This is a genomic window from Bradyrhizobium sp. USDA 3262 (assembly GCF_054060035.1).
This window is the reverse complement of record NZ_JBSSCT010000001.1, coordinates 6,255,723-6,279,076: the sequence shown is the minus strand read 5'-3', so window position 1 is coordinate 6,279,076 and position 23,354 is coordinate 6,255,723. Positions and strand designations below refer to the sequence as shown.

The 23,354-nt window shown below is 65.3% G+C and carries 23 protein-coding genes; 15 read left to right on the top strand and 8 right to left on the bottom strand.

Features of this window, described 5'->3' with window-relative positions; genetic code table 11:
- Positions 1 to 395: 395 nt before the first annotated feature.
- Positions 396 to 1,313 carry an alpha/beta hydrolase gene (locus ACVWYP_RS29580; protein WP_304495795.1) on the bottom strand — a complete coding sequence of 306 codons (918 nt, stop codon included), beginning with the start codon at positions 1,311 to 1,313 and terminating at the stop codon, positions 396 to 398.
- 167 nt (positions 1,314 to 1,480) lie between these two features.
- Between ACVWYP_RS29580 and ACVWYP_RS29575 the strand changes: the two genes are divergently transcribed.
- The 5 genes from ACVWYP_RS29575 to ACVWYP_RS29555 all read left to right on the top strand — a co-directional run bounded on the left by ACVWYP_RS29575 (position 1,481) and on the right by ACVWYP_RS29555 (position 8,017).
- Positions 1,481 to 2,794, top strand: coding sequence for an RluA family pseudouridine synthase (locus tag ACVWYP_RS29575; protein WP_304495794.1), 1,314 nt, complete (start codon positions 1,481 to 1,483; stop codon positions 2,792 to 2,794).
- A 108-nt stretch (positions 2,795 to 2,902) separates the two neighbouring features.
- Complete coding sequence (locus ACVWYP_RS29570; protein WP_304495793.1) at positions 2,903 to 4,117, top strand: amidohydrolase family protein; 1,215 nt, start codon at positions 2,903 to 2,905, stop codon at positions 4,115 to 4,117.
- 89 nt (positions 4,118 to 4,206) lie between these two features.
- Positions 4,207 to 4,515, top strand: a complete 309-nt coding sequence (locus ACVWYP_RS29565; protein WP_028339290.1) for a hypothetical protein — start codon at positions 4,207 to 4,209, stop codon at positions 4,513 to 4,515.
- 779 nt (positions 4,516 to 5,294) lie between these two features.
- The gene (gene glsA, locus ACVWYP_RS29560; protein ID WP_304495792.1) at positions 5,295 to 6,293 is read left to right on the top strand and encodes a glutaminase A; all 999 of its coding nucleotides are present in this window, start codon (positions 5,295 to 5,297) and stop codon (positions 6,291 to 6,293) included.
- Between the two features lie 71 nt (positions 6,294 to 6,364).
- Positions 6,365 to 8,017: an MFS transporter gene (locus ACVWYP_RS29555; RefSeq protein ID WP_028339287.1), complete on the top strand. Its 1,653-nt coding sequence runs from the start codon at positions 6,365 to 6,367 to the stop codon at positions 8,015 to 8,017.
- Here the strand turns inward: ACVWYP_RS29555 and ACVWYP_RS29550 are convergent.
- Positions 7,957 to 8,238, bottom strand: coding sequence for a hypothetical protein (locus ACVWYP_RS29550; RefSeq protein ID WP_304495791.1), 282 nt, complete (start codon positions 8,236 to 8,238; stop codon positions 7,957 to 7,959). The genes ACVWYP_RS29555 and ACVWYP_RS29550 overlap by 61 nt on opposite strands.
- Positions 8,239 to 8,454: 216 nt before the next feature.
- On the opposite strand from ACVWYP_RS29550, the gene ACVWYP_RS29545 reads away from it, so the two are divergent.
- Together ACVWYP_RS29545 and ACVWYP_RS29540 are read left to right on the top strand one after the other, a co-directional pair.
- Positions 8,455 to 9,018 carry an HdeD family acid-resistance protein gene (locus tag ACVWYP_RS29545; RefSeq protein ID WP_304495790.1) on the top strand — a complete coding sequence of 188 codons (564 nt, stop codon included), beginning with the start codon at positions 8,455 to 8,457 and terminating at the stop codon, positions 9,016 to 9,018.
- A 173-nt stretch (positions 9,019 to 9,191) separates the two neighbouring features.
- Positions 9,192 to 10,499, top strand: coding sequence for an amidohydrolase family protein (locus ACVWYP_RS29540; protein WP_439711207.1), 1,308 nt, complete (start codon positions 9,192 to 9,194; stop codon positions 10,497 to 10,499).
- Positions 10,500 to 10,534: 35 nt separating this feature from the next.
- Here the strand turns inward: ACVWYP_RS29540 and ACVWYP_RS29535 are convergent, their stop codons facing one another.
- Together ACVWYP_RS29535 and ACVWYP_RS29530 are read right to left on the bottom strand one after the other, a co-directional pair.
- The gene (locus tag ACVWYP_RS29535) at positions 10,535 to 10,993 is read right to left on the bottom strand and encodes a GNAT family N-acetyltransferase (RefSeq protein ID WP_304495788.1); all 459 of its coding nucleotides are present in this window, start codon (positions 10,991 to 10,993) and stop codon (positions 10,535 to 10,537) included.
- Between the two features lie 80 nt (positions 10,994 to 11,073).
- The gene (locus ACVWYP_RS29530; RefSeq protein WP_304495787.1) at positions 11,074 to 11,529 is read right to left on the bottom strand and encodes a hypothetical protein; all 456 of its coding nucleotides are present in this window, start codon (positions 11,527 to 11,529) and stop codon (positions 11,074 to 11,076) included.
- 70 nt (positions 11,530 to 11,599) lie between these two features.
- Here ACVWYP_RS29530 and ACVWYP_RS29525 point away from each other — a divergent pair, with 70 nt between their 5' ends.
- From ACVWYP_RS29525 to ACVWYP_RS29505, 5 genes are all read left to right on the top strand, one after another.
- Complete coding sequence (locus ACVWYP_RS29525; protein ID WP_304495786.1) at positions 11,600 to 12,385, top strand: ATP12 family chaperone protein; 786 nt, start codon at positions 11,600 to 11,602, stop codon at positions 12,383 to 12,385.
- 64 nt (positions 12,386 to 12,449) lie between these two features.
- Positions 12,450 to 14,033 (top strand): flagellar hook-length control protein FliK, encoded by a 1,584-nt coding sequence (gene fliK / locus ACVWYP_RS29520; protein WP_304495785.1) that lies wholly within the window; start codon positions 12,450 to 12,452, stop codon positions 14,031 to 14,033.
- Entirely contained in the window at positions 14,030 to 14,293 is a 264-nt protein-coding gene (locus ACVWYP_RS29515) for an EscU/YscU/HrcU family type III secretion system export apparatus switch protein (protein ID WP_028335488.1), read from the top strand. Before fliK ends, ACVWYP_RS29515 begins: the two co-directional genes overlap by 4 nt.
- A 132-nt stretch (positions 14,294 to 14,425) precedes the next feature.
- On the top strand, positions 14,426 to 15,238 hold the full coding sequence (gene blaOXA / locus ACVWYP_RS29510; protein WP_453945969.1) for a class D beta-lactamase: 813 nt from the start codon (positions 14,426 to 14,428) through the stop codon (positions 15,236 to 15,238).
- A gap of 80 nt (positions 15,239 to 15,318) precedes the next feature.
- On the top strand, positions 15,319 to 15,975 hold the full coding sequence (locus tag ACVWYP_RS29505; RefSeq protein WP_137483123.1) for a carboxymuconolactone decarboxylase family protein: 657 nt from the start codon (positions 15,319 to 15,321) through the stop codon (positions 15,973 to 15,975).
- A gap of 239 nt (positions 15,976 to 16,214) precedes the next feature.
- Here the strand turns inward: ACVWYP_RS29505 and ACVWYP_RS29500 are convergent, their stop codons facing one another.
- Positions 16,215 to 17,570 (bottom strand): aminotransferase-like domain-containing protein, encoded by a 1,356-nt coding sequence (locus tag ACVWYP_RS29500; protein ID WP_304500327.1) that lies wholly within the window; start codon positions 17,568 to 17,570, stop codon positions 16,215 to 16,217.
- A 327-nt stretch (positions 17,571 to 17,897) separates the two neighbouring features.
- Between ACVWYP_RS29500 and ACVWYP_RS29495 the strand changes: the two genes are divergently transcribed.
- The gene (locus ACVWYP_RS29495; RefSeq protein WP_453945971.1) at positions 17,898 to 18,761 is read left to right on the top strand and encodes a DMT family transporter; all 864 of its coding nucleotides are present in this window, start codon (positions 17,898 to 17,900) and stop codon (positions 18,759 to 18,761) included.
- Between the two features lie 128 nt (positions 18,762 to 18,889).
- On the opposite strand, the gene ACVWYP_RS29490 is transcribed toward ACVWYP_RS29495, so the two are convergent.
- Together ACVWYP_RS29490 and ACVWYP_RS29485 are read right to left on the bottom strand one after the other, a co-directional pair.
- Complete coding sequence (locus ACVWYP_RS29490; RefSeq protein ID WP_304495783.1) at positions 18,890 to 19,891, bottom strand: dienelactone hydrolase family protein; 1,002 nt, start codon at positions 19,889 to 19,891, stop codon at positions 18,890 to 18,892.
- Positions 19,892 to 19,988: 97 nt separating this feature from the next.
- On the bottom strand, positions 19,989 to 20,399 hold the full coding sequence (locus ACVWYP_RS29485; RefSeq protein ID WP_038388512.1) for a DUF4260 domain-containing protein: 411 nt from the start codon (positions 20,397 to 20,399) through the stop codon (positions 19,989 to 19,991).
- A gap of 161 nt (positions 20,400 to 20,560) precedes the next feature.
- On the opposite strand from ACVWYP_RS29485, the gene ACVWYP_RS29480 reads away from it, so the two are divergent.
- The gene (locus ACVWYP_RS29480; RefSeq protein ID WP_028339274.1) at positions 20,561 to 22,093 is read left to right on the top strand and encodes an acyl-CoA carboxylase subunit beta; all 1,533 of its coding nucleotides are present in this window, start codon (positions 20,561 to 20,563) and stop codon (positions 22,091 to 22,093) included.
- Positions 22,094 to 22,200: 107 nt separating this feature from the next.
- The gene (locus tag ACVWYP_RS29475) at positions 22,201 to 22,548 is read left to right on the top strand and encodes a hypothetical protein (protein WP_304495782.1); all 348 of its coding nucleotides are present in this window, start codon (positions 22,201 to 22,203) and stop codon (positions 22,546 to 22,548) included.
- Between the two features lie 429 nt (positions 22,549 to 22,977).
- On the opposite strand, the gene ACVWYP_RS29470 is transcribed toward ACVWYP_RS29475, so the two are convergent.
- The gene (locus ACVWYP_RS29470; RefSeq protein ID WP_304495781.1) at positions 22,978 to 23,328 is read right to left on the bottom strand and encodes a cupin domain-containing protein; all 351 of its coding nucleotides are present in this window, start codon (positions 23,326 to 23,328) and stop codon (positions 22,978 to 22,980) included.
- Between the last annotated feature and the right edge of the window lie 26 nt (positions 23,329 to 23,354).

Below are 23,354 nucleotides of genomic sequence, written 5' to 3'. Positions count from 1 at the left end.
CATGAGTCCGGAAGTGGCCGATCGCGACATCTTGCGTTGCTGCACGAACTTGGTCGCTATCGGGACAAAGCGGACGTAGAGTCACGCCTACGGTTTTATGGGTACACGGCCCAGAGCAACATGAGATTGGGCCGCGCCACGAGTAACGTGCGCTCCCGTTGCCACCTGCGGCGTGGAAGCGTCAGTTGCGGAAGCTCGCCAATGCCATGTGCAACACCTTCGGGCGAGGAACACTTGCGCAACTTCGGAATATTAGAAATATATTCCTGATTTGCCCGACGTGTCAAGTTGCTTGGTGCCATGCCGATCGCCGCCGGCTCCTTTGCATGGGGTTGTTCTCGATATTTTGCCAGCGCCCGCTGCAACGGCCCATAACCTCATATTGCGCTGGCACGTCACTTGACGCTCTTCACGAACTCCAAAATCTCGTCCGTCAGCCGCGTGTCCGGCGTGTTGATCGCATAGACCTCCGACATGTGGCTGTGCTGCGGCAGCATGAAGCTGCGGGCGCAACCGGCTGGCCGCTTGCAGCTCGCCTGCTTCATGAGCTCGAACTGCTCGACGAAGCGCGGCGGATCGAGCTCGGCCGCGGTGATCAGGAACGGGATCGGGCTCGCGACCAGGCCTTGCAGCGAGGAGCGTTCGGCATAGCGCGAGGGGTCGGAGCCGTAATAGGCGAGCTCGGCGTCACCGGTCGGCGAGGCCGTCAGATCATAGATGCCCGACACCATGATCGCGCCGGCAAGCCCGCCGCCCTTCACCTTGTGGAATTCGCCATGGGAGACATAGCTCGCGGCATGGATCGCGCCGGCCGATTGGCCCATCAGGAAGATGCGCCTGGGCTCGCCGCCGTGGGAGGCGATGTTTTCCGAAACCCACTGCACAATCGCGCCCATGTCCTGCGCGCCTGCCGGCCACGGAAAGGCCGGCGCCAGGCGATAGGTGGCATTGACGCCGGCGAAGCCGTTCTTCACCGCCCACAGCATGATGTTGTCGTAGAACGGGCTGCCGGGGGCGCGCTTGTTGCCGGCAATGAGGCCGCCGCCATGGATGTAGATCAGCACCGGCCGTGGTGGTGAGGCCGTCTCCGGCGTGAACACGTCGAGCAGATGCCGGTCGGCGGGGCCGTATTTGACGTCGCGCTCGACCTTGACGCCCTGATAGGGCTCCTTCTGTTGCAGCGGCGCGTAGAGCGCGGCGGTCTTGGGCGGGTCGATGACGCGGCCGAGTTCCAGGAGCTTCCAGGCCAGATCTTCCGGCATCGCGGCTTCGGGCATCGGGCTTTGCTGGGCGAGCGCAGGGTCCGTGAGCATCAGGGCCGCCGCCAAAGCCGATATCGCCAGTCTCATTCCAGGGCCCCCGTCGATTGCCGTATGCGGCCGAACATGGCCGATGCTGCACCGGATTCACACCGATTTCGCCGTGACGATTCGCGGCATTTGCGCTAGGCACAATGCAGGTCTGGAGCCGAAAAATCACCATGAGCCGCCGCATCAAGAGAACTACATCGCCGGGCGACCGCGCCAAAGGGCGCGACAAGGGCCGCGACCGGGACCACGCCGGCGATCGTGGCAAGGACCGTGGCAAGAGCGGATCGGCGCAGCGCAGCCGCAAGCCGGACGATCGCAAATTCGGTGACCGCAAGTCCGGTGAGCGCAAATCCGGTGAGCGCAAGACCGGCGAGCGTCCGTTCGCGCACCGTGCGGCCGGAAAGCCGCCGCGCTTTGCCGAGCCGCGCCGCGACCGGCAGGAGCGGGCCGAGCCCGCCACGTCGAAGACTGCCGCGGCCGAGCAGCCATTGCCGACCAAGGTGCAGACCGTTGTCGTCACCGCCGACGAGAACGGCATGCGCGTCGACCGTTTCCTCGAAGCGCGGTTTCCGGGCCTCTCGTTCTCCCATATCCAGCGCATCGTCCGGAAGGGCGAGCTCAGGGTCGACGGCAAGCGCGCCGATTCCAAGGACCGGCTCGAGGAGGGCCAGAGCGTGCGGATTCCGCCGCTGCGGCTTGATACGCCGAAGACGGCCGGCGCGCTCTCCGAGGCCGAGGCAAAGACGCTGCAGGCGCTGAAGGACATGACGCTCTACGAAGACGACGACGTGCTGGTGCTGAACAAGCCGGCCGGTCTCGCCGTGCAGGGCGGCTCCGGCATGACGCGCCATGTCGACCAGATGCTCGAGGTGATGCGCGATGCCAAGGGGCAGAAGCCGCGGCTGGTGCACCGGCTCGACCGCGAGACCTCGGGCTGCCTTCTGGTTGCCAAGACGCGTTTCGCTGCCACCCATCTCACCGGCGCATTCCGCCATCGCTCCGCGCGCAAGATCTACTGGGCGCTGGTCGCCGGCGTGCCGAAACCGAAGCAGGGACGCATCTCGACCTACCTCGCCAAGGAGGAGAGCGAGGAGGACAGCATCATGCGGATCGCCGAGCATGGTGACGAGGGCGCGAGCCACGCGGTGACCTATTATGCAGTGGTCGAAACCTCGGCGACCAAGCTCGCCTGGGTGTCGCTCAAGCCGGTGACCGGTCGCACCCATCAATTGCGCGCCCACATGGCGCATATCGATCACGCGATCGTCGGTGACCCGAAATACTTCAACAAGGAGAACTGGCAGCTGCCCGGCGGCCTGCAGAACCGGCTGCATCTGCTCGCCCGCCGCATCGTGATTCCGCACCCGCGCGGCGGCGTGATCGATGCCACCGCGCCGCTGCCGCCGCACATGCTGCAATCCTGGAATCTGCTCGGGCTCGAGGCCGACCGGTTCGACCCGATCGAGAACGCGCCGGAGGAGTGACGGTCGGGCGCCGCTATCCGGCGCGGACAGCAAGAATGATCAAACGGCTCCGCGCTTTGCGGCTATCTTCGCGCGCCGGCCTTTGCCGGCCTGCAACGGAGACTCTCCATGATCGGCACCTGGCTGCGCGTCACGCTTTTCCTGATTGGCTCGGCTGTCGCCTCGGTGACGGCACAGGCCGAGACCATCGTGCTGCGCGGCGGCACGCTCTACGCATCGGCCGATGCCGAAGCGCTGCCGGATGCGGTGATCGTGATGACCGACGGCGTCATCAGCGCGGTCGGCAAGTCCGGCGACATCCAGGCGCCGCCGGATGCCCGCGTGATCGATTGCAGCGGCAAGACCATCGTCGCCGGCTTCTGGAACAGTCATGTCCATTTCACGCAGAATGTCTGGCGCAACTCAGGCGCAGCGCCGACCGCGGCGCTGACGCAGCACATGCAGGAGATGCTGACGCGCTGGGGTTTTACGACGGTCTGGGACCTCGGCTCCGATCCGAGGGACACGTTGCCGCTGCGCAAGCGCATCGTCGCGGGCGAAGTCGCCGGCCCCAACATCCTGTTTGCCGGCAACATCTTCCCGAAGGGCGGTCACCCCGTCTACATCCCGCGTGAGGTGCAGCTTCCGGAAGTCGCAACGCCCGAGGAGGCCACAAAATGGGCGCGCGACTGGCTGGCGATGGGTGAGGACGGCATCAAGCTGTTCACTGGCGCCTTCATGGGCGACAAGCCCGTCGTCAACATGGACCCGGCGATCGCGAAAGCAGCCGTCGATGTGGCGCATGCGCAGGGCAGGCCGGTGTTCGCGCATCCGCAGAACAAGGTCGGCGTCGAGACGGTGATCGAGTCCGGCGTCGACGTGCTCGCGCACACCACACCCGGCGAACCCAGCTACACCGGGGATCAGCTGGCGCGGTTCAAGGCGCAGGGGACTGCGCTCGTTCCCACGCTGTCGCTGTTCACCACCGTGGTGCTCGATCCGAACGTCACCAACCGTCTGGTGGCTTCGACCGTCAACCAGCTCAAGCAGTTTTCGGAGAATGGCGGCACGGTGCTGTTCGGCACCGATGTCGGCTTCACCACGCTGTACGACACCACGCAGGAATTTCAGCTGATGCACCGCGTGTTGTCGGAGCGGCAGGTGCTGGCCTCGCTGACGACCAGTCCGGCACGGTTCTTCAAGGCCGCGAGGAAGGGACGGGTGGAGCAGGGTTTCGACGCCGATCTCGTGGTGCTCGACGGCGATCCGCTCGGCGACGTCGGCAATCTCGCGAAAGTGAGCACCACCATCCGTGCCGGTCACGTGATCTACCAGAAGCCGTGACGAGGGCGGGGGAACTCGCATATCAAGCGAAGCGTTGACGTGCGCCGCAATCACTTGAACCTGTGCCGGCGTGTCACGAGATATGGCTGATGACGCGATCCTTGATTGTTGCCTGCACCTTGCTCTGGGCCATCGGCGCGGCGAGCGCCGTTGCGCAAATCCCTCCGCCAGGCCGCTCGATGTGGGACCCGCCGGTGCCCCAGCCTCCGCCGCCGCCGCGGATCGAGGTGCCGGCGATCCCGAGGATGGATGCACCGACGCAGCCGAGCCTGCGTTCGCGGCCGCGCAGCTCGTTCGGTGACCGCGTCAGCCGGTGCCTCGACGAGGCCGCCGCCGCCGGCCTGAACCAGGCCGAGCGCGCCGCTTATTCGCGATCCTGCGCCAACCACCGGGATTAGGGCAGGGCGTGGTCTGCTAGACAGGCCTTGCCGACGCACGGACGGAACTGTGGTCGCGCCGGTGCGAGCTCGAACGGACAAGCGGCATCGGCCGGCGGAGGCGCGGCGATCCGGTTAAAGGGCGTCGAACGTGCGAATCCGTTTGACTATCCAAACGGCCCACTTTGATTGCGTCTCATGATCTTGAGCGTGAGCAGGGCCGCCCCGAGCACAAGAAACAGGACACCGACGACAATTGTGCTTGTCGATTCGAATGTCACACCGACTGCTGTCAACAAGCAGCCAACAAGGATAGCAATAAGCCCACCAAGCTTCTTTACCAACAGAAGCTGTCCGTCGCTTGCGCGCGCAACCATGATCAACCTCACTCTGCAAGTGATGCGGTCATTCCACCGTCGCCGCGGGCCGGTGTTGCTTGGACAAGCGGCGGGCTCACATCCGCACACGATGATCGTACTCTCGCGGGCCCACGATGGAAATCGCTCGTTGCTGATGACTTCTCTTTTGATTCAATTGCGTCGCGGGCGATTGGACAATCTTGCTTACCTAGCCGCGCCGAAACGTCGCATGAATCAATCGAGTGCCGTATCGCGTAACGATGCTGCAATTCCGCGACATGCAATGCGTTGAGCGCATTTGTCGTAAAGTGGTCTGGACCAACGCAAGCATTGCAAAGGCTGTGGGAGCGGATCGTTGACTCCGTGGTTTTTTGGGCGCCTACTTCTGGTTGCCGACTAGAAGACCTGAAGCAATAAGGTCGAAATCCGGAAGGAGAGCCAATGTGGCCGCCTTCGATCGCGGAACAAGCGGAGCGGCCCTACATCTCGACTGGGCACTTGCCCAAGCCCGAGATGGTGCAGGAGCTCGTGTCTCAAGCGCATCTGCGCTTCAAGTCGAACAGCGAAGGGACCAATTCGCAGGTTTATCCGGCCCTGGCCAGGGTGCCGAGTGAACTGTTCGGCGTCTGCGTGGCCGGTACCAGCGGGCGCGTCTACGGCGCCGGCGATATCGAATACGAATTCTCGATCATGAGTGTTTCGAAGCCATTCGTGTTCGCATTGGTGTGCGAAGCCATCGGCCCTGAAGAGGCTCGCGCAAGACTGGGCGCGAATGCGACCGGGTTGCCGTTCAATTCGCTGGCGGCGATCGAGCATGGCGACGGGCGCACCAACCCGATGGTGAACGCAGGCGCGATCGCGACCACAAGCCTCGTGCCGGGTTCGAGCGCGGACGAGCAGTGGCGGTTCATCCATGACGGTCTCTCGCGCTTCGCGGGCCGCAAGCTTTCGCTCAACGAGGAAGTCTACGCATCGGCATCCAAGACCAATTTTCGCAACCGAAGCATCGCGCGGCTGCTGGAGAGCTACGACCGGATCTACTGCGACGCCAGGCAGGCGACCGATCTCTACACCCGGCAGTGTTCGCTGAATGTGAGCGCCAGGGATCTGGCCGTGATGGGTGCAACGCTGGCCGATGGTGGCGTGAATCCGGTGACCCGGCAGCGGGTGGTCGATGCGGCCGTGTGCCACTATGCATTGGCCGTCATGGTCACGGCCGGACTGTATGAGACGTCGGGCGACTGGCTGTACGACATCGGTCTGCCCGGCAAAAGCGGCATCGGTGGCGGCATCGTCGCGGTGTCTCCGGGAAAAGGTGGATTCGGCACTTTCGGGCCGCCACTGGATGCGGCCGGCAACAGCGTGCGAGGGCAGCTCGCCGCGAAGTTCCTGTCGCAAAGACTGGGCATGGATCTGTTCGTGTCCCAACCAGACGAGTGAAACCAGATGCTGTGAGGATCGGTGGAGCCGTCGCTCGATCGATCGCAACACCGGGCAGGTTGGAGGACGCGATGGCAACGCAAGCGATCTCGATCGGCGACATTCAACAGGAAGAGCGCGCATCATGGGTGCCCATGATCGCGATTGCGGTCGGCCAAATGATCATGTCGTTCAACGTCGCGTCGTTGCCGGTCGCGATGGGGGGAATGGTGGCCAGCTTCGGCGTACCGCCGACCACGGTTGCGACCGGAATCGTGGCCTACTCGATGCTTGTCGCCGGGTTCGTGATGCTTGGCGCCAAGCTCGCCCAAAGGTTCGGCGCGGTGCAGGTATTTCGCGGTGCCGTCGTGCTTTTCCTGATAGCGCAGATCGCGATGACGTTCAGCCCGACGGCCTCCGTCATGATTTCCGCTCAGGCGCTTTGCGGCGCTGCGGGCGCGGTGATCGTGCCCTCGCTCGTCGCGCTGATTGCCGAGAATTATGCTGGACGCCAGCAGGCGACCGCCCTTGGTGCGCTGGGCTCGGCAAGGGCCGCCGCCGGCGTGCTGGCATTTGTCGTCGGTGGGCTGCTCGGCACCTATATCGGCTGGCGTCCGGCATTTGCAATTCTCATCGTCGCCTCGGCGATCGCTTTCGCTCTGAGTTTCCGCCTGCGGCCGGACCGCGGTCGCGCGGATGTCCAAATCGATCTGATCGGCGTCGCTCTCGCAGCGAGCGCAATCATTTTCATCAGCTTCGGATTCAATAACCTGAACGGTTGGGGCGTGATCCTGGCGACCCCCAACGCGCCGTTTGACTTGCTGGGCGTCTCGCCGGCGCCGATCCTGATCGTGCTCGGCATCGTGCTCGGGCAGGCATTCCTGATGTGGACGCATCGGCAGCAGGCCGCGGGGAAGACGCCCCTGCTGGCGTTGGAGGTGCTCGACTCGCCGGAGGAGAGGTGTGCGGTCTACGCGCTATTCGCGGTCGTGGCGCTCGAGGCCGCGCTGAACTTCACGGTGCCGCTCTACATCCAGATCGTGCAGGGACGTTCGCCAATCGCGACGGCGATCGCGATGATGCCGTTCAATCTGACCGTCTTTCTCTCGGCGATGCTGATCGTCAATCTCTACGACAAACTGACGCCCCGCCAGATCGGACGCTTTGGCTTCGGCCTCTGCACCGTTGCGTTGCTGTGGCTCGCCTTCGTCGTGCGCAACGACTGGAGCGAGATCCCCGTTCTCCTTGGCCTCGTGCTGTTCGGCATTGGCCAGGGCTCGCTGGTGACACTTCTGTTCAACGTTCTGGTCACTGCTTCGCCCAAGGCGTTGGCGGGGGATGTCGGGTCTTTGCGCGGAACCACGCAGAATCTGGCGGCTGCCGTTGGCACCGCGGTGGCCGGAGCTCTGCTGGTCGGTCTTTTGAGCACGATCGCGCTCGGCAGGATCGCGGCCAGTCCGGTGCTGACCAAGGAGCTTCAGAGCCAGGTTGACCTCGGCAACATCACCTTCGTCAGCAATGACCGGCTGCGCAGTGTGCTCGAAGGTACGAGCGGTACGCCGCAGCAGGTCGAGGAAGCCGTCCGGGTCAACACCGAAGCGCGCCTGCGCGCTTTGAAGATCGGATTGTTGATCATGGCCGGCCTCGCTCTGCTTGCGGTCATTCCGGCGGGGCGGTTGCCGAATTACCGGCCGGGCGAAATACCGGACGACGGAGCGACCGGCGAGCGCGAGCGATCGGCCTGATCGGGATGCTGGCCGCCGCTGGGTAAGAAGCTCTCTGCAACAACGACGAGGTGCCGGATATGGATGAACTCGACCGTCGCATCGTGCTCCGGAGAATGCTTGGCGGCGTCGCAGCCGTCGGTCTCGGAACCGGCTTGCTGACGCAGGCGGCCAAGGCGCTGCCACTGGCCCCTGAAGATGCCCTCGTGGCGAAGACGGATGATCCGGAGCGGCCGCTTCATATGGTCGTCGCCCGGCCACCACCGCGCCCGCGTCCTCCGCCACCGCGCCGCCGCTGGCATCGCCGGCGCCGCTGGACCTGTTGGTGGCACAGAGGTCGCCGCCGCTGCGGATGGCGCTGGTGACAGCAGGCATAAGCTTCGGCAGCTCGAGTGGCCCGGTTGCGCGGCCTGCAATGCGCGACCGTGCCATGGCTGCCTGGGATCAAGGAGGACGACATGGCTACCTATGAGAACAGTTCCACGATGCTCCGCGGCCTGCCTGGCCCGCCTCTATGGGTCTGCGTTCTGCTGGGCCTCGTCCTGATCGCCGCGGGCCTTCTGGTCCTGGGAGATGTCGTGCTTTTCACCGTGATCAGCGCCATCTTTATCGGCTGGACGGCCATCGTTGCCGGCGGGTTCGAAATCCTGCACGCCTTCTGGACCAAGGGCTGGGGTGGATTCGTATGGCAGCTTCTGCTCGGGGTGCTCTACCTTGCCTGCGGAATCGTCCTGCTCAGCCAGCCGGTGGCGAGTGCGCTGCTCCTGACCTATGCCCTCGGTCTCATGCTTTTGGTCTCCGGGATTGTGCGCATGCTGGTCGGCATCGGCCATTGGCAGCAGTCCGGCTGGATCATGCTGGCGTCCGGGCTGTTTGGCATCCTGGCCGGCCTCATCATTCTGACCGGATTTCCGGCCACCGGGCTGTGGGTGCTCGGGCTGCTGCTGGGCATCGATCTGTTGTCCCATGGCATCGGATGGCTGAGCTACGCTTTGCAGCCTGCCGCCAGAGCGGCTCAATAGGCCGTCGATCCTCCAGGGAGCAGCGGAATTCTCACCAATTGCTGTAATCAAGTCGGTCCCTCGCGCACAGCGAGATCAATGACGGTCTCGCGCGATGCGCCATCGGCGGAGAGTGGACATGTCGGGTTTGGAGGAAGAGCGTCAGGGTTTCGGCGCTGGTTGCGTCGATTGCGATGAGCCTCGTCGCCTCGGGGCCGGCGCAGGCTCAGCAGGATGGTGGCGTGCTGTTCCAGAACGTGCGCATTTTCGATGGCAAGAATGGCGCGCTGTCCGGGCCGTCCAATGTGTTGATCCGGAACAACAAGATCGAGAAGATTTCGACTGCGGCGATCACGGCCGACGCTCAGGTGATCGCCGGCGATGGACGGGTGCTGATGCCCGGGCTGATCGACGCGCATTGGCATGCGTTGCTGGTACGCCCGACTCCGGCGGCCGTGATGGCCAGCGACGTCGGCTACACCAACCTTCTTGCGGCCGCCGAGGCAACGGCGACGCTCATGCGAGGCTTCACCACCATTCGCGACATGGGCGGGCCGGCCTTTTCCCTCAAGCGGGCGATCGACGAGGGTCTCGTCGCCGGTCCTCGCATCTACCCATCCGGTGCCATGATCACCATCACCGGCGGCCATGGCGACTTCCGGCAGCTGTCCGATCTGCCCAGAACGATCGGCGGCATGCTCAGCCGCATGGAGAGGATAGGTGGCGCCATGGTCGCGGACAGCCCGGATGAAGTCCGTGTGCGGGCGCGCGAGCAGCTCATGCAGGGGGCTACGCAGGTCAAGCTCACGGCGGGCGGTGGGGTGGCCTCGCCGTTCAGTCCGATCGATGTGTCCACGTTTACCGAACCGGAGTTGCGTGCCGCGGTAGATGCTGCCGAGAACTGGGGTACCTATGTCGCCGTACACGCCTATACCTCGGTCGCGATCCAGCGATCTATCGCAGCGGGGGTCAAGTGCATCGAGCATGGTCATTTGATGGACGACGCGTCGGCCCGCCTGATGGCCGAGAAGGGAATTTGGCTGAGCACCCAGCCCTTCCTCGATCTGTCGGGCGCCAGTGCCCTTGGACCTGCGGAGCAGGAGAAGATGCGGCAGGTCGTTGCCGGCACCGACAGGGTCTACGGCTTCGCCAAGAAGTACAAGTTGAAGACGGCCTTCGGTACCGACGTCTTGTTCTCGAAGGCGCTCGCTGACCGGCAAGGCGCCATGCTGACGGCCCTCACGCGATGGTACACGCCGGCTGAGGCGCTCATCATGGCGACATCGACGAATGCCGAATTGCTCGCTCTGTCCGGGCTTCGAAATCCATATTCGGGCAAGCTGGGCGTGGTGGAGGAAGGTGCGCTCGCCGACCTTCTGCTGGTCGAAGGCAATCCGATCGACAACATCAAGCTGATCGAAGATCCGGCAAAGAACTTCCTGGTCATCATGAAGGATGGAAAGGTCTACAAGAATCTTCTTGGCGGTGACCGGAACAAGTAGACGGACCTGATGACAAGGCCGGCCCGGCGGCAGCGTCAGAGCGTCAGCTTGTAGCCGATATGGCTGCCGACGAATCCCAACCGTTCATAGAAGCGATGCGCGTCGGGGCGCGCCTTGTCGGTGGTGAGTTGCACGAGATTGCAGCCTCTCGCCCTGCATTGCTCGATCGCCCATTCGAACATCTGCTGCCCAACGCCTGAGCCCCGGTGCGTCTCGGCAATTCTGACCGCCTCGATCTGCCCGCGCCAGGCGCCCATGCGTGCCAATCCGGGAATGAAGGTCAGTTGAAGCGTGCCGATCACGGCGTCGTTCAAGGTCGCGACGACTTGCAACTGGTTGGGATCGGCAAGGATAGCCCGGAAGGCTTCGACATATTTCGGGTTCGGCGGGGAGCTCGCGTCCTCGCGCTGCTGGCCCAGGATGTCGTTGGCCAACAGAGCAACAATCGCTGGAAGGTCGGCCAGTTCGGCGCGGCGGAAAGCGATGTCCGTCATTGAGCAATCTCCACAGGGGCGAGGTCGTGGCGCGATATGCGTTCTTGATCCCCGGAGCGCACAAGTGCAAGGACGGTGTCCTAGCGCTTGAATTGCGTCAGAAACATCCGCAGGGAATCGTGCGGGCTCTCGACGTCGGAGATCACCCAGCCGTCGGGTCCGTTGACGACGATGAAATTGAGCGTGACCGCGCGGCCCTCATTATCGAATGAGACGGTCAGATCGGTCCGGTCGAACTGCCGGCGCAGGATGGCGATCGAGATCGGGCCGAGCCTCCAGCTCGGGCTCTGCACCAGGAAATCGTACGGCGCGTCGTGCGGGGCGGACCAGGCCGTGCGCAGGGACGAATCGAAGAATTGCCGGGCGGCGTCCTCGTCGCGCGGCAGTCCATTGGAAAACGCAGGACTGCCCTTGCCATAGTAGGCGTAGACGTTGCGGATCAGCGATTCCGGTGTGCGGAACCCGGCGTCGGCGGTGGCGGCGCCCAGGGCGGCCGCAACGAGCGAGAAACCCGCGAGGATATTGACGCGTCCCATCAGCTTTATTTGCCGTTGCCCCTGACATATCTTGCAGGGAAATCCTTCCGAACGAAAGCCGGCCGGCGCGATGCGCGAACTTTTCGACGATGTCCCAGAACAATCTCCGTTCGATCCGCAGGAGGCGGTGCGGCGCCACATTCGCACGCCCCAGCGCAAGCGGTTCTACACCAGCACCGGCGTCGCCGAGGCCGACGGTGGATTTTCGATCACGCTCGACGGCAAGCCGATCCGCTCGCCGTCCGGCAAGCCGATCGCGGTGCCGACGCGGGCCATTGCGGACGCGGTGGCGGCGGAATGGAATGCGCAGGGCGAGACCATCGATCCCATGACCATGCCGCTGACGCGCCTTGCCAACAGCGTGATCGAGGGGGTGATCGATCGCGTCGACGAGGTGGCCGACGATGCGGCCAAGTTCCTCGGCAGCGACCTCTTGTTCTATCGCGCCGGGCATCCCGAAACGCTGGTGGCGCGCGAGGCCCGGCATTGGGATCCGATCCTGTTCTGGGCCGCTGACGCGCTCGGCGCCCATTTCGTGATGGCCGAGGGGGTGATGCATGTCGGCCAGCCCGAGCGTGCGATCAAGGCGGCACGGGCGGCGTTCCCGACCGACCCATGGTCGGTCGCGGCGCTCCATGTGGTGACGACGCTGACCGGCTCGGCGCTGCTCGCGCTGGCGCTGGCGCACGGTGTCCGCGACGAGGACCAGGTCTGGGCCGCCGCCCATGTCGACGAGGACTGGAACATCGAGAAATGGGGCGTCGACGAGGAGGTCGCCGCCCGCCGCGCCGCCCGCCAGCTCGATTTCAGGGCCGCCGCCGGCGTGCTCAGGGAGCTCAAGCCGGCTGCCGGTTAACGAGGGGTTTACGGCGCCGGGCTAGCCTGCGGCACGTTCCTCGCGCAGGGCCGAGACCTCCGACATGGCACTTGCCATCAATCCCGTGCTGCCGGTGCTCGCCTCGACTGAGGCGGACAGCGTTGCGCCGGACCTCACGCTCGAGGCCGGCAGCGTCGTCAATGCGCAGGTGCTGAAGGTGCTGTCCGCCGATCTGGTGCGGATCGCGATCGCGAGCCTCTCGATCGACGTCCAGACCGAGGTGCCGCTGCAGCAGGGCCAGAACCTGCAGCTCGCGGTGTCGCAGACCAATGACGGCATCCGCCTGCAGCTGGTCGGGCAGGGCCAGGACACCGGCGATGCCGCACGGCTGTCGCCGGCGGCGGCCAACGCCACCGATGCTTCGCAACCGATCGCCACGGCACCGAAGGCTGTATTGACGCCGCTGGAGCGCGTCACCATCACCGCGGCGGCGCAGACCGCGGCGGCGGTACAGGGCAGCCAGGCGCCGCTGTTTGCCAATCTCGCCGCGGTCGCCTCGGCCAATCTGCCGCCGAAGTTGCAGGCCGCGATCGCGCAGGTGCTGGCGCAGCAAACCGGCCTCGACGAGAATTTGAGCGGCGATGCGGTCAAGACCGGCTTGCAGAAATCCGGCCTGCTGTTCGAGGCGACGCTGGCCGCGGGCGTTGCGCCCGCGAGTGGCAGCGCGCCCGATCTGAAGGCCGCGCTGATCGTGCTGCGCCAGGCGCTGACCTCGCTTGGCACCGGCGATGCCGGCAGGCCCGTGTCCTCCACACCGCCGCCGCAACCGGTGCCCGCCAGTGCCGGCACGGCGCCAAGCATTGTGCCGCCGGCAATGCCCGAGCTCGAGGTTCAGGAGATATTACTGCCGCAGGCCCGCCTGCCGGTCGCCGAGGATGTCAGCCGCGGCACCACAGGGCTCGCAGGGGTCCTCGCGGATGCGCTCGATGCCGGCCCGTCCTCCGGCGGCGCGCTCAATCTCATTCAGGAAGCGCTGCACGAACTCGGCAATCCCGCACGGCAAGGCGCCGCGCCGAGGGAGATGCTACCGGGCGAGGTGCCCGTACGCGGCAATACGCCGCCGCCGCCGTTTCACGGCGCACTGCCGTCGGCCCAGGCCGTCGCGGAGCCGTCGATCGCACCGGGCGCGCCGCTCGCGACCGCCGCCCATCGTCTGCTGGAAAACACCGATGCGGCGCTGGCGCGGCAGACGCTGCTGCAGGTCGCCTCGCTGCCGGACCGCGGCGACGCTGCGCGCCCGCAGCTCGACGCCATGCTGCCGCGCTGGAATTTCGAGATCCCGTTCCTGACCCAGCAGGGCACGGCGATGGCGCAGTTCGAGATTTCCCGCGACGGCGGCGGCAATGAGGTCGAAGCCGCCAAGCGGGCGTGGCGCGCGCGCTTCACGCTCGATGTCGAGCCGGCCGGCCCGGTGCACGCGCTGGTCTCGCTGAACGGCGAGCGCACCTCGGTGCGGATGTGGGCCGAGCGGCCCTCGACCGCCGCGCAGCTGCGCGCCGGCGCCTCCGAGCTGAGCCAGGCGCTGACCAGGGCCGAGCTCACGCCAGGCGACATCGAGATCCGCGACGGCAGCCCGCCGCAACCCGCGCCCGCGCGCGCCGGCCATTTCCTGGACCGCGCATCATGAGCGAGGCCAACAACCAGCTCGCGGTCGCGCTGCATTACGACCACGCCGGCGCTCCGCGCGTGGTGGCAAAAGGCAAGGGCGCAATCGGCGCCAAGATCATCGAGGTCGCCAAGGCCAACGACATCCCGATCGAGGAGAACGAGGTGTTGGCCGGCGCGCTCTCCAATGTCGAGCTCGGCGACGAGATTCCGGCCGAGCTCTACAAGGCCGTCGCCGAGGTGCTGGTGTTCGTGCTGCGGATGTCGGGCCGGGCGCGCTAGCGGGCGCGTCTTCGAGCGAAGTGGACACCGGTTCGCGTGAAGAAAACGCGACAAACAAGTGAGTCTTATTGCCATCCTTTCACCACGATGGCATCAGCATCGTCGTCAATCCGAACCTGCCCAGGACTTGTCGTGATCCATCGCCGCCATGCGCTCGGTCTGCTTGCTGCCGCTACGATCCTGCCGTCGCGCAGCTTTGCGAACGTGTCCTACCAGCGCAGCGAGTTTCGCGAGGAGCTGCAAAAGCGGTTCTTCGATCTCGGCACCGAGGGCACCTTCGTCGGCTACAAGGTCGAGGACTATCTGATCATCGCCAGCGACAAGGTCCGCTCGGGCGAGGGCAGGCTGCCGGCCTCGACCTTCAAGATCCCGAACGCGCTGATCGCGCTCGAGACCGGCGTGGTGCAGGACCCCGACAAGGACGTCTTCAAGTGGGACGGCACAACCCGCAGCATCGAGACCTGGAACAAGGATCACACGCTGCGCTCGGCGCTCGCCGTGTCGGCGTTTCCGGTGTTCCAGGAGATCGCCCGCCGCATCGGCGAGGAGCGGATGAAGAAATATCTCGAGATCATCGACTACGGCAACCGCGACATCGGCGGCGGTATCGACCAGTTCTGGGTGACCGGCAATTTGCGGATCGATCCGGTGCAGCAGATCGATTTCCTCGACCGGCTGCGCCGCGGCGTGCTGCCGGTCGGCAAGCACAGCCAGCAGCTGGTGTGCGACATCCTCCCCGTCACGAAAGTCGGCGAGACCGTCATCCGCGCCAAGACCGGCCTGACCGACAAGGAGCACGGCTCGCTCGGCTGGCTGGTCGGCTGGGCCGAGAAGGGCACCGACATCACGGTGTTCGCGATGAACATGGACTGCAAGACGCAGGCGCAGATCGATGCGCGGATGAGCGTCACGCAACAATGCCTCACCGATATCGTCGCGCTGTGATGAGCTGATCTGCGTGTTCATCGCTGGCTGGCGCTACGTAGCTCGACTAGCATCCTCCGATAAAATCAAGCGGAGGAATCATGCATTCAGCAACAGTCTGGCTCTCGTCGCTCACGCTGGCCGCGGCCGGCGGCTGGCTCGCGGCGACGGTGTTCTCGGCGCCGGCCACCAGCAAGGAGCCGCGCTTCCCGCAGCTCACGATGGAGCAACTCAGCGACCTGCAAAAACCGCTCGGCGAGCAGATCATGAAGGTGTCGAGCGTCGGCATCGGCGGTCCCTACAATCCGATGATCAGGAGCCCGGTGCTCGGCCAGCGGCTCTACGATCTGTTCTATTATCTGCGCTGGCAGACCTCGGTGCCGACCAGGCTGAACGAGTTCGCGATCCTGATCATCGGCCGGCAGTGGCGCTCGCAGGTCGAGTGGTTCGCGCACGCGCCGCTCGCCGCCAAGGCCGGCCTGCCGCCTGATGTGATCGCCGAGCTGAAGGCCGGCAACCGGCCGTCGAAAATGGCCGACGACGAGGCGGTCGTGTACGACTTCGTCACCGAGCTGACCACGACCAAGAAGGTCTCCGACGAGACCTATGCGCGGGCCAAGAAGATCTTCAACGATCAGCAGATCGTCGACCTCACCGCGGTCGCCGGCAATTACGTGATGGTGGCGATGATCCTGGCGATGGCGGAGGAGACCGTGCCGCCGGGCAAGGAGGAGCCGTTCAAGGTGGGTGAGAAGTAGGGCGCCACTGCGTCGGGTGGCTGCCAGCGCAATCGCGAATGCGGTGTGCTCCCTCTCCCGCTTGCGGGGGAGGGTTGGGGTGGGGCTCTCTCCAGGGATCACATCGTGGAGAGAGCCCCCGCCCGTATTGCATCTTCGATGCAATACGACCTAAGAGCGAGCTTCGCTCGTCTCGACCCCCGCAGGCGGGAGAGGTAGAACCAGTCTGCCTCGAGACCTTCATCCCAACTCATCCTGGTCTAACGCCCGATCGCCCGCTGCAAGGTCGGCATCAGTTTCGGGTCGCGGCATTGCGCGACGTTGAAGCGCATGAAGGCGGCGGCCGTCTGCGAGGCGCTGAACACGTTGCCCGGCGCCAGCACGACATTGTCTGTTAGCGCCAGCCGCGCCACGTCGGCGGAATCGCATCCGTCGGGCAGATGGCACCACAGATAGAAGCCGCCGCGCGGCATCAGCCAGGGTGTGACGCCGATGCGCTGCAATTTGTCGCCGACGTCGCGGCGGGCGCGGGCAAGGCGCCGGCGCAGCTCCTCGACATGCTTGCGATAGAAACCGCTCGACAGCACGCTGGCGATGATCTCGGTGGCGACCGCGCTCGGGCCGCCGAAACCGGTCGCGACCTGGAGATCGACGAGATCCTCGATCCAGTCGGCGCGCGCGGCGATGAAGCCGCAGCGCACCGATGCCGACAGCGTCTTGGAGAAGCTGCCGATCCGGATCACGCGGCTCAGGCCATCGAGCGCAGCGAGCCGCGCCGAAGGCTCCGGCTCGAAGTCCGCAAAGATGTCGTCCTCGACGATGGTGAGATCGTAGGCTGTGGCGGCATTCAGCACGCGGTGCGCGGTCTGCGGCGACAGCGTCGCGCCGGTCGGATTATGCAGTGCCGAGTTGGTGACATAGAGCCGCGGCCGCTCGGCGGCCAGTGTCGCCTCGAAGCTCGCGACATCGGGCCCCGACGCCGTATAGGGCACGCTGACGATGCGAACCTGATGCGCGCGCAGCAGCGCCCGGAAATTGAAGTAGCAGGGATCGTCGACCAGCACGGTGTCGCCCGGCCGCAGCAGGAAGCGGCAGACGAGATCGATCGCCTGCGTGCCGGATGCTGTGAGCAAGAGCTGCTCGGGCGGCACCTCGAGGCCCTCGTCGGCAAACCGTGCCATCAGGATCCGGCGCAGCGCGAGCGAGCCGCGCGTCGCACCATAGTCGGAGAGCACGGCGTCGTCGGCTCGCGCCAGGCCGCGCAACGCGCGCCGCAGCGCCTCCGTCGGCATCCACTCGGCCGGCAGCCAGCCGCAGCCGGGTTTGAGCGCGCCGGTCTCGGCATCGAGCGATTGCCGCGACACCCAGAACGGATCCACCGCGCGGTCGCGCTGCGGCTGGTCCTTTGCGAGCGCGAGCGGCGGCAGCGCCGCGGACGAGACATAGAAGCCGGAGCCGGGCCGGGCCCGGATCAAGCCCTCGGCCACCAGCCGGTCATAGGCCTCGACGACGGTGGAGGGCGAGACGCCCATGGTCGCGGCCAGGCCGCGGATCGAGGGCAGGCGGTCGTCGACGACCAGCGCGCGGCTCGCCACCTTGGCGCGGATCGCGTTCATCACGTCGGTGGTCCGCGTCGCCTTTGGTGCATCGGATTGCTGTTGCAAGTGTATGCCTACCTTTGCCCATACAGTTTTGCGATATTGTACTGATCTGTAGCTGCCTTGGCGAGCCTCCGCTGGCTATGGTCGGTGCGACATCGGACTCGGCTTCACCTCGCCCCGCCTGCGGTGAGAGGTCGGAATGCATCGCCAGATGCGTTCCGGGTGAGGGGGAGTCTCCACGGGTTCGGCCGTTACCGAGTATGCGGGGCGGCCCCTCACCCCAACCCTCTCCCCGCAAGAGCGGGGCGAGGGGCGCAGTTACGTTTTGGGAAGCAGAGTACGATGGACAAGGCTTCGATCGACGGCTGGGGCAGCGGCTTGCTCGGCGTGATTATCTTCAGCGGCTCGCTGCCGGCGACCCGCGTGGCCGTCGCCGGGTTCTCACCGCTGTTTTTGACTTCGGCGCGGGCGGCGATCGCCGCGCTGCTCGGCGCCGCGCTGCTGGCGGTGCTGCGGCAGCCCTGGCCGCAGCGCAAGGACCTGGTGTCGCTGACGATCGTCGCGGTTGGCGTCGTGATCGGCTTTCCGCTGCTCACCGCGCTCGCGCTCCAGCACATCACCTCGGCGCACTCGATCGTGTTCATCGGGCTGCTGCCGCTGTCGACCGCCGTGTTCGGCGTGCTGCGCGGCGGCGAGCGGCCGCAGCCGCTGTTCTGGCTGTTCTCCTGCATCGGCAGCGCGACGGTAGGCGCGTTCGCCTTGTCGAGCGACGGATCGGCGTCGCTGACCGGCGACCTCCTGATGGTCGCCGCCATCATCGTCTGCGGCCTCGGCTATGCCGAAGGCGCGGCGCTGTCGCGGCGGCTCGGCGGCTGGCAGGTGATCTCCTGGGCGCTGGTGCTCTCGGCGCCGGTGGTGCTCGTGATGACGATCATGACGCTGCCGCCGAGCTGGCAGGGCATCGGCGCGCCGGCCTGGCTCGGGCTCGCTTATGTCTCGATCTTCAGCATGCTGGTCGGCTTCGTGTTCTGGTATCGCGGGCTTGCGATCGGCGGCATTGCCAGCGTCGGCCAATTGCAGCTGCTGCAGCCGTTCTTCGGCCTCGCGCTGGCCGGCCTGCTGCTGCACGAGCAGGTGGCCTGGTCGATGATCGCAGCGACCCTGCTGGTCGTGGTCTGCGTGGTGTTCGCGCGCCGCTTCGCCTGACGTCTGTCTCTCCTCATGGTGAGGAGTGCGGAACGCGCGTCTCGAACCATGAGGCCACAGGCGGGCCTGCATCCTTCGAGACGCCGCTTCGCGGCTCCTCAGGATGAGGACATAGAGTTCGGGCCTCGTCAGCCCAGCTTGAACAGCGCCTGCAGGAAATCGCTGACTGCCCTGCGGGCCTCGAGCGCGGTGGTCGGGTTGCCGCCGACATGCGGGCCGAGCTCAACGCAGGCGTCCTTGTAGCTGAACGGCGCCTGGGTCGATGCATTCATCAGCACGCCGCCTTCGCCTTCCCTGATGGTGCAGTGGCGAACGGTTTGCGATCCCGTCGCTTCCACCACCGTGTTGTTGCCGATCAGGCCGGCATCGAAACCGTGCGCGGAATCGGGATACGCGGTCAGCACCACGTCGCGCTTGGCCGCTTGCAGCCGCGCGACATAGGCCTTGCAGCTCGCCACCGGATTATAGTCGTCGGGCGTGCCGTGGAAGATCCGGATCGGCCGCGCCGCGACCTCGGTATCGGTCAGATAGCCGGTCGAGCAATCCGGATAGAACGGGATATAGGCCGCAAACTGCACGCCGGATTTGTTCCAGAGCTTGTTGAAGCGGTCGAGGCTGGCATAGAGCGTCGCCTGGCCGCCGCGCGAAAATCCCATCAGCACGATGCGCTCGGGATCGACCCGCGGATGTTTGGCGAGGATCTCCAGCGAATGATAGATGTCGACGATCAGATTGAGCCGGCCGAGCAGCGCCTGGTTCGGTCCGGTTGCAGTGAGGCCGCGGCCGGAGAAGCCGTCGATCACGAAGGTCGAGATGCCCATGCGGTTGAAATGGCGCACCCAGCCGTCCATCCCGGCGCCGACACCGCTCGAGCCGTGCATCAAGACCACGACCGGCAGCCGGCCGCTGCCTTGCGCGATGCGGAATTCGCCGCCGACGGTGACCGGCTTGCCGTTGCCGTCGCCGTTCAGGAATTGCTGGTCGGAGATCGTCAGCGAGGGGATGCCGTAGATCTCGGTGCGCGCCGCGATCTCCTTCGGAATCTGCTGCGCGCTGGTCTCGATGCAGGTGAACAGCACGGCGCAGCAAAACAGGATCGCGGTCGCGGCCAGGCGCCAGTCTGTCAGCATCGATTCCCCCGGAGGTTGTCTTGATTGGCCGCGACTACAGCAATCGACGCGCACGCTGTCAATTTGACCGGCCGTGCGTGACGTCAGGGAGCCGGCGCTAGGCGGGCTCCTGCGCCTTCCCGATCCGCCCGAGATGGGTGAAGCCAAAACCAACAGAATATTTCAGCCCGTAGCCGAGCGCGCGGTCGATCCCGATATGGGCGAGCCAGATCATCGCGATCGAGAGCACCAGCGGTCCTTCGCCGGCAAAACCCAGCGTCATCAGCGCCACCGGCGCCAGATAGGTGTGGGCGGCGTTGTAGGCGATGGCGCCGGCCCGCGGGCTGATCAAGTAAGCGGCGAAGCTGATGTCCGGCACCAGGAACAGCAGGACGTAGACCAGCCAGGAACCCTCCCACTTGTAGTAGAGCACGGTCATGCCGAGGAACAGCACCAGGCCCTCCAGCCGGAGCAGGGTGCGCACCCCGCCGGTCGCGGCACCGGTCTCGGCCGTGGTCGTATCAGTCATCGCTGTCTCCCCAGATATCGGAAAATCCTACCGTTTTTGCGCCCGAACCCGCTCACAAGCGGCTTTCCGGTTCCGAAACGGCCGTGCTAAAGCCATTTCCGAACGAAGCGGAGCTCGGCTCGCGCCGGGACGCGGACTGCAGCTAACACGGGCGGAAACAAATGAAAGATATCCTCGATACCCTCGAAGAGCGGCGCGCCGGCGCCAAGCTGGGCGGCGGCGAAAAGCGCATCGAGGCGCAGCACGCCCGCGGCAAGCTGACCGCCCGCGAGCGGATCGAGCTCCTGCTGGACAAGGGCTCGTTCGAGGAATTCGACATGTTCGTCGAGCACCGCTCGATCGAGTTCGGTATGGAGAAGACCAGGATCCCCGGCGACGGCGTCGTCACCGGCTGGGGCACGGTCAACGGCCGCAAGACGTTTGTCTTCGCCAAGGACTTCACGGTGTTCGGCGGCTCGCTCTCCGAAACCCACGCGCTGAAGATCACGAAACTTCAGGACATGGCGATGAAGGCGAGGGCGCCGATCATCGGTCTCTATGACGCCGGCGGCGCGCGCATCCAGGAGGGCGTCGCGGCGCTGGCAGGCTATTCCTACGTGTTCCGCCGCAACGTGCAGGCTTCGGGCGTGATCCCGCAGATCTCGGTGATCATGGGCCCCTGCGCCGGCGGCGACGTCTATTCGCCCGCGATGACCGACTTCATCTTCATGGTGAAGAACACCAGCTACATGTTCGTCACCGGCCCCGACGTGGTGAAGACCGTCACCAACGAGGTGGTGACCGCCGAGGAGCTCGGCGGCGCCTCGGTGCACGCCACGCGCTCCTCGATCGCCGACGGCGCGTTCGAGAACGACGTCGACGCGCTGCTCCAGATGCGCCGCCTGATCGACTTCCTGCCCTCGAACAACACCGACGGCGTGCCGGAATGGCCGAGCTTCGACGACATCGGGCGGGTCGATATGTCCTTGGACACGCTGATCCCCGACAATCCGAACAAGCCCTACGACATGAAGGAGCTGATCCTGAAGGTCGTCGACGAGGGCGACTTCTTCGAGATCTCGGAGACTTTCGCCAGGAACATCGTCACCGGCTTCGGCCGCATCGCCGGCCGCACCGTCGGCTTCGTCGCCAACCAGCCGATGGTGCTGGCGGGCGTGCTCGACAGCGATGCCTCGCGCAAGGCCGCGCGCTTCGTGCGGTTCTGCGACGCCTTCAACATCCCGATCGTCACCTTCGTCGACGTGCCGGGCTTCCTGCCGGGCACCGCGCAGGAATATGGCGGCCTGATCAAGCACGGCGCGAAGCTCTTGTTCGCCTATTCGCAGTGCACGGTGCCGCTCGTCACCATCATCACCCGCAAGGCCTATGGCGGCGCCTTCGACGTCATGGCGTCGAAGGAAATCGGCGCCGACATGAACTACGCCTGGCCGACCGCGCAGATCGCCGTGATGGGCGCCAAGGGCGCGGTGGAGATCATCTTCCGCAGTGACATCGGCGACCCCGACAAGATCGCCGCGCGCACCAAGGAATACGAAGACCGCTTCCTGTCCCCCTTCATCGCTGCCGAACGCGGTTACATCGACGACGTCATCATGCCGCATTCGACGCGGCGGCGGATCGCGCGGGCGCTCGCGATGCTGAAGGACAAGAAGGTGGAGATTCCCGCGAAGAAGCACGACAATTTGCCGTTGTGAGGGGGAGCGCAGGGTGGGTTAGCGCAAGCGTAACCCACCATCCTCGCTCCGCACGATCCGTGGCGGGTTACGGCTTCCGCCTGACCCGCCCTACAGGTTCGAACTTGATGACCGAAGACGAGCCGACCGACGAGATCTCCGAGATCGAGGCGCAGATCGAGGAGCTTGCCGAGAGCGCCGAGCGATCGCGGCGGATTATTCTCGGCTCGAAGATCGCGATCGCAGGCGGGTTCGCGTTGCTGGCCGTCGCGCTGCTCGGGCTGTTGGGCGCCGGTCAGACTGCGGCACTTGGATCGATCGCACTGGTGCTCGGCGGCATCGTGTCGCTCGGATCGAATGTCAGCACGCTGCGGCAGACCGAGGCTGCGATCAGCACCGCCGAGGCGCGTCGCGCGCGTCTGATCGGCAATATCGACCTGCGCCTGGTTCACGATGCGCCGCTGAAGCTGATTTGAGTGAAGTGACTTGTAGGCCGGATGAGCGCAGCGATATCCGGGGCCCTTCATCCACGGAGACGTCTTTCCCGCATATCGCTTCGCTCATGCGGGCTACGTGGCTATGATTCCCAGATCGCGCTACACACTCAATGTCGTCCTGGCGAAGGCCAGGACCCATTACCCCGAATGCTCGTTGTTGCGCGACGCTGGGGCCACAGCCTTTCTCACCAACCCAATCCCGTGATTATGGGTCCTGGCTTTCGCCAGGACGACGACAATATTTGCAGCGGCGGCGCAACAGACTCACTGTTGTCCGTGCGAAAGCAGGGACCCATCACCACCGAAGCAAATTGTTATGCGCTATTGCAACGACGAGTCCCTTCAACAACATCTGCTGCGGCGTATGGGTCCCGGCTTTCGCCGGGACGACAGTGGAGGGAGTGCCCCTTACTTCGACGCCAGCGGCACGTAGTCGTATTCGCCGACGCCTTGCAGGATCAAAAAGGTCAGCGACGTCGTGCCGGCATTGGTGACGAGGTGAGGGCGGGTCGGCTTCACGGCATAGACTTCGCCGACCTTCAGGTTCACTTCTTCCTTCGGCTCCTGCAGGAACAGCCGCATCTGGCCCTCCAGCACATAGAAGGTGTCGGAGATGTTGCTGTGGGTGTGCCACGGCACCTTCTGGGTCGGCGAGAGTTGCAGCTCCATGATGCGGAAGCCGGGGCGGGCGGCGTGCTGGGCGCGGCGCTCGACTTCGTAGAGATGGCTGGCGTCCTTGACCGGTTGTCCTGGCTTCATGGCGGCCTCCCTGTGGTGTTGTCCCG

What these genes read in the sequence shown, in the direction of transcription:
- ACVWYP_RS29550 (WP_304495791.1), bottom strand. Translation starts at nt 8,238, where the DNA reads ATGAAGCGGCCGCTCCGGATCATCCGTCTTCGCCACGAGGGCATCTTC.
- ACVWYP_RS29490 (WP_304495783.1), bottom strand. Translation starts at nt 19,891, where the DNA reads ATGCTGACAGACTGGCGCCTGGCCGCGACCGCGATCCTGTTTTGCTGC.
- ACVWYP_RS29505 (WP_137483123.1), top strand. Translation starts at nt 15,319, where the DNA reads ATGCATTCAGCAACAGTCTGGCTCTCGTCGCTCACGCTGGCCGCGGCC.
- glsA (WP_304495792.1), top strand. Translation starts at nt 5,295, where the DNA reads ATGTGGCCGCCTTCGATCGCGGAACAAGCGGAGCGGCCCTACATCTCG.
- ACVWYP_RS29475 (WP_304495782.1), top strand. Translation starts at nt 22,201, where the DNA reads ATGACCGAAGACGAGCCGACCGACGAGATCTCCGAGATCGAGGCGCAG.
- ACVWYP_RS29535 (WP_304495788.1), bottom strand. Translation starts at nt 10,993, where the DNA reads ATGACGGACATCGCTTTCCGCCGCGCCGAACTGGCCGACCTTCCAGCG.
- ACVWYP_RS29540 (WP_439711207.1), top strand. Translation starts at nt 9,192, where the DNA reads ATGAGCCTCGTCGCCTCGGGGCCGGCGCAGGCTCAGCAGGATGGTGGC.
- ACVWYP_RS29570 (WP_304495793.1), top strand. Translation starts at nt 2,903, where the DNA reads ATGATCGGCACCTGGCTGCGCGTCACGCTTTTCCTGATTGGCTCGGCT.
- ACVWYP_RS29480 (WP_028339274.1), top strand. Translation starts at nt 20,561, where the DNA reads ATGAAAGATATCCTCGATACCCTCGAAGAGCGGCGCGCCGGCGCCAAG.
- ACVWYP_RS29530 (WP_304495787.1), bottom strand. Translation starts at nt 11,529, where the DNA reads ATGGGACGCGTCAATATCCTCGCGGGTTTCTCGCTCGTTGCGGCCGCC.
- ACVWYP_RS29555 (WP_028339287.1), top strand. Translation starts at nt 6,365, where the DNA reads ATGGCAACGCAAGCGATCTCGATCGGCGACATTCAACAGGAAGAGCGC.
- ACVWYP_RS29525 (WP_304495786.1), top strand. Translation starts at nt 11,600, where the DNA reads ATGCGCGAACTTTTCGACGATGTCCCAGAACAATCTCCGTTCGATCCG.
- ACVWYP_RS29515 (WP_028335488.1), top strand. Translation starts at nt 14,030, where the DNA reads ATGAGCGAGGCCAACAACCAGCTCGCGGTCGCGCTGCATTACGACCAC.
- ACVWYP_RS29575 (WP_304495794.1), top strand. Translation starts at nt 1,481, where the DNA reads ATGAGCCGCCGCATCAAGAGAACTACATCGCCGGGCGACCGCGCCAAA.
- ACVWYP_RS29485 (WP_038388512.1), bottom strand. Translation starts at nt 20,399, where the DNA reads ATGACTGATACGACCACGGCCGAGACCGGTGCCGCGACCGGCGGGGTG.
- ACVWYP_RS29565 (WP_028339290.1), top strand. Translation starts at nt 4,207, where the DNA reads ATGACGCGATCCTTGATTGTTGCCTGCACCTTGCTCTGGGCCATCGGC.
- ACVWYP_RS29495 (WP_453945971.1), top strand. Translation starts at nt 17,898, where the DNA reads ATGGACAAGGCTTCGATCGACGGCTGGGGCAGCGGCTTGCTCGGCGTG.
- ACVWYP_RS29545 (WP_304495790.1), top strand. Translation starts at nt 8,455, where the DNA reads ATGGCTACCTATGAGAACAGTTCCACGATGCTCCGCGGCCTGCCTGGC.
- ACVWYP_RS29580 (WP_304495795.1), bottom strand. Translation starts at nt 1,313, where the DNA reads ATGCTCACGGACCCTGCGCTCGCCCAGCAAAGCCCGATGCCCGAAGCC.
- fliK (WP_304495785.1), top strand. Translation starts at nt 12,450, where the DNA reads ATGGCACTTGCCATCAATCCCGTGCTGCCGGTGCTCGCCTCGACTGAG.
- ACVWYP_RS29470 (WP_304495781.1), bottom strand. Translation starts at nt 23,328, where the DNA reads ATGAAGCCAGGACAACCGGTCAAGGACGCCAGCCATCTCTACGAAGTC.
- ACVWYP_RS29500 (WP_304500327.1), bottom strand. Translation starts at nt 17,570, where the DNA reads ATGAACGCGATCCGCGCCAAGGTGGCGAGCCGCGCGCTGGTCGTCGAC.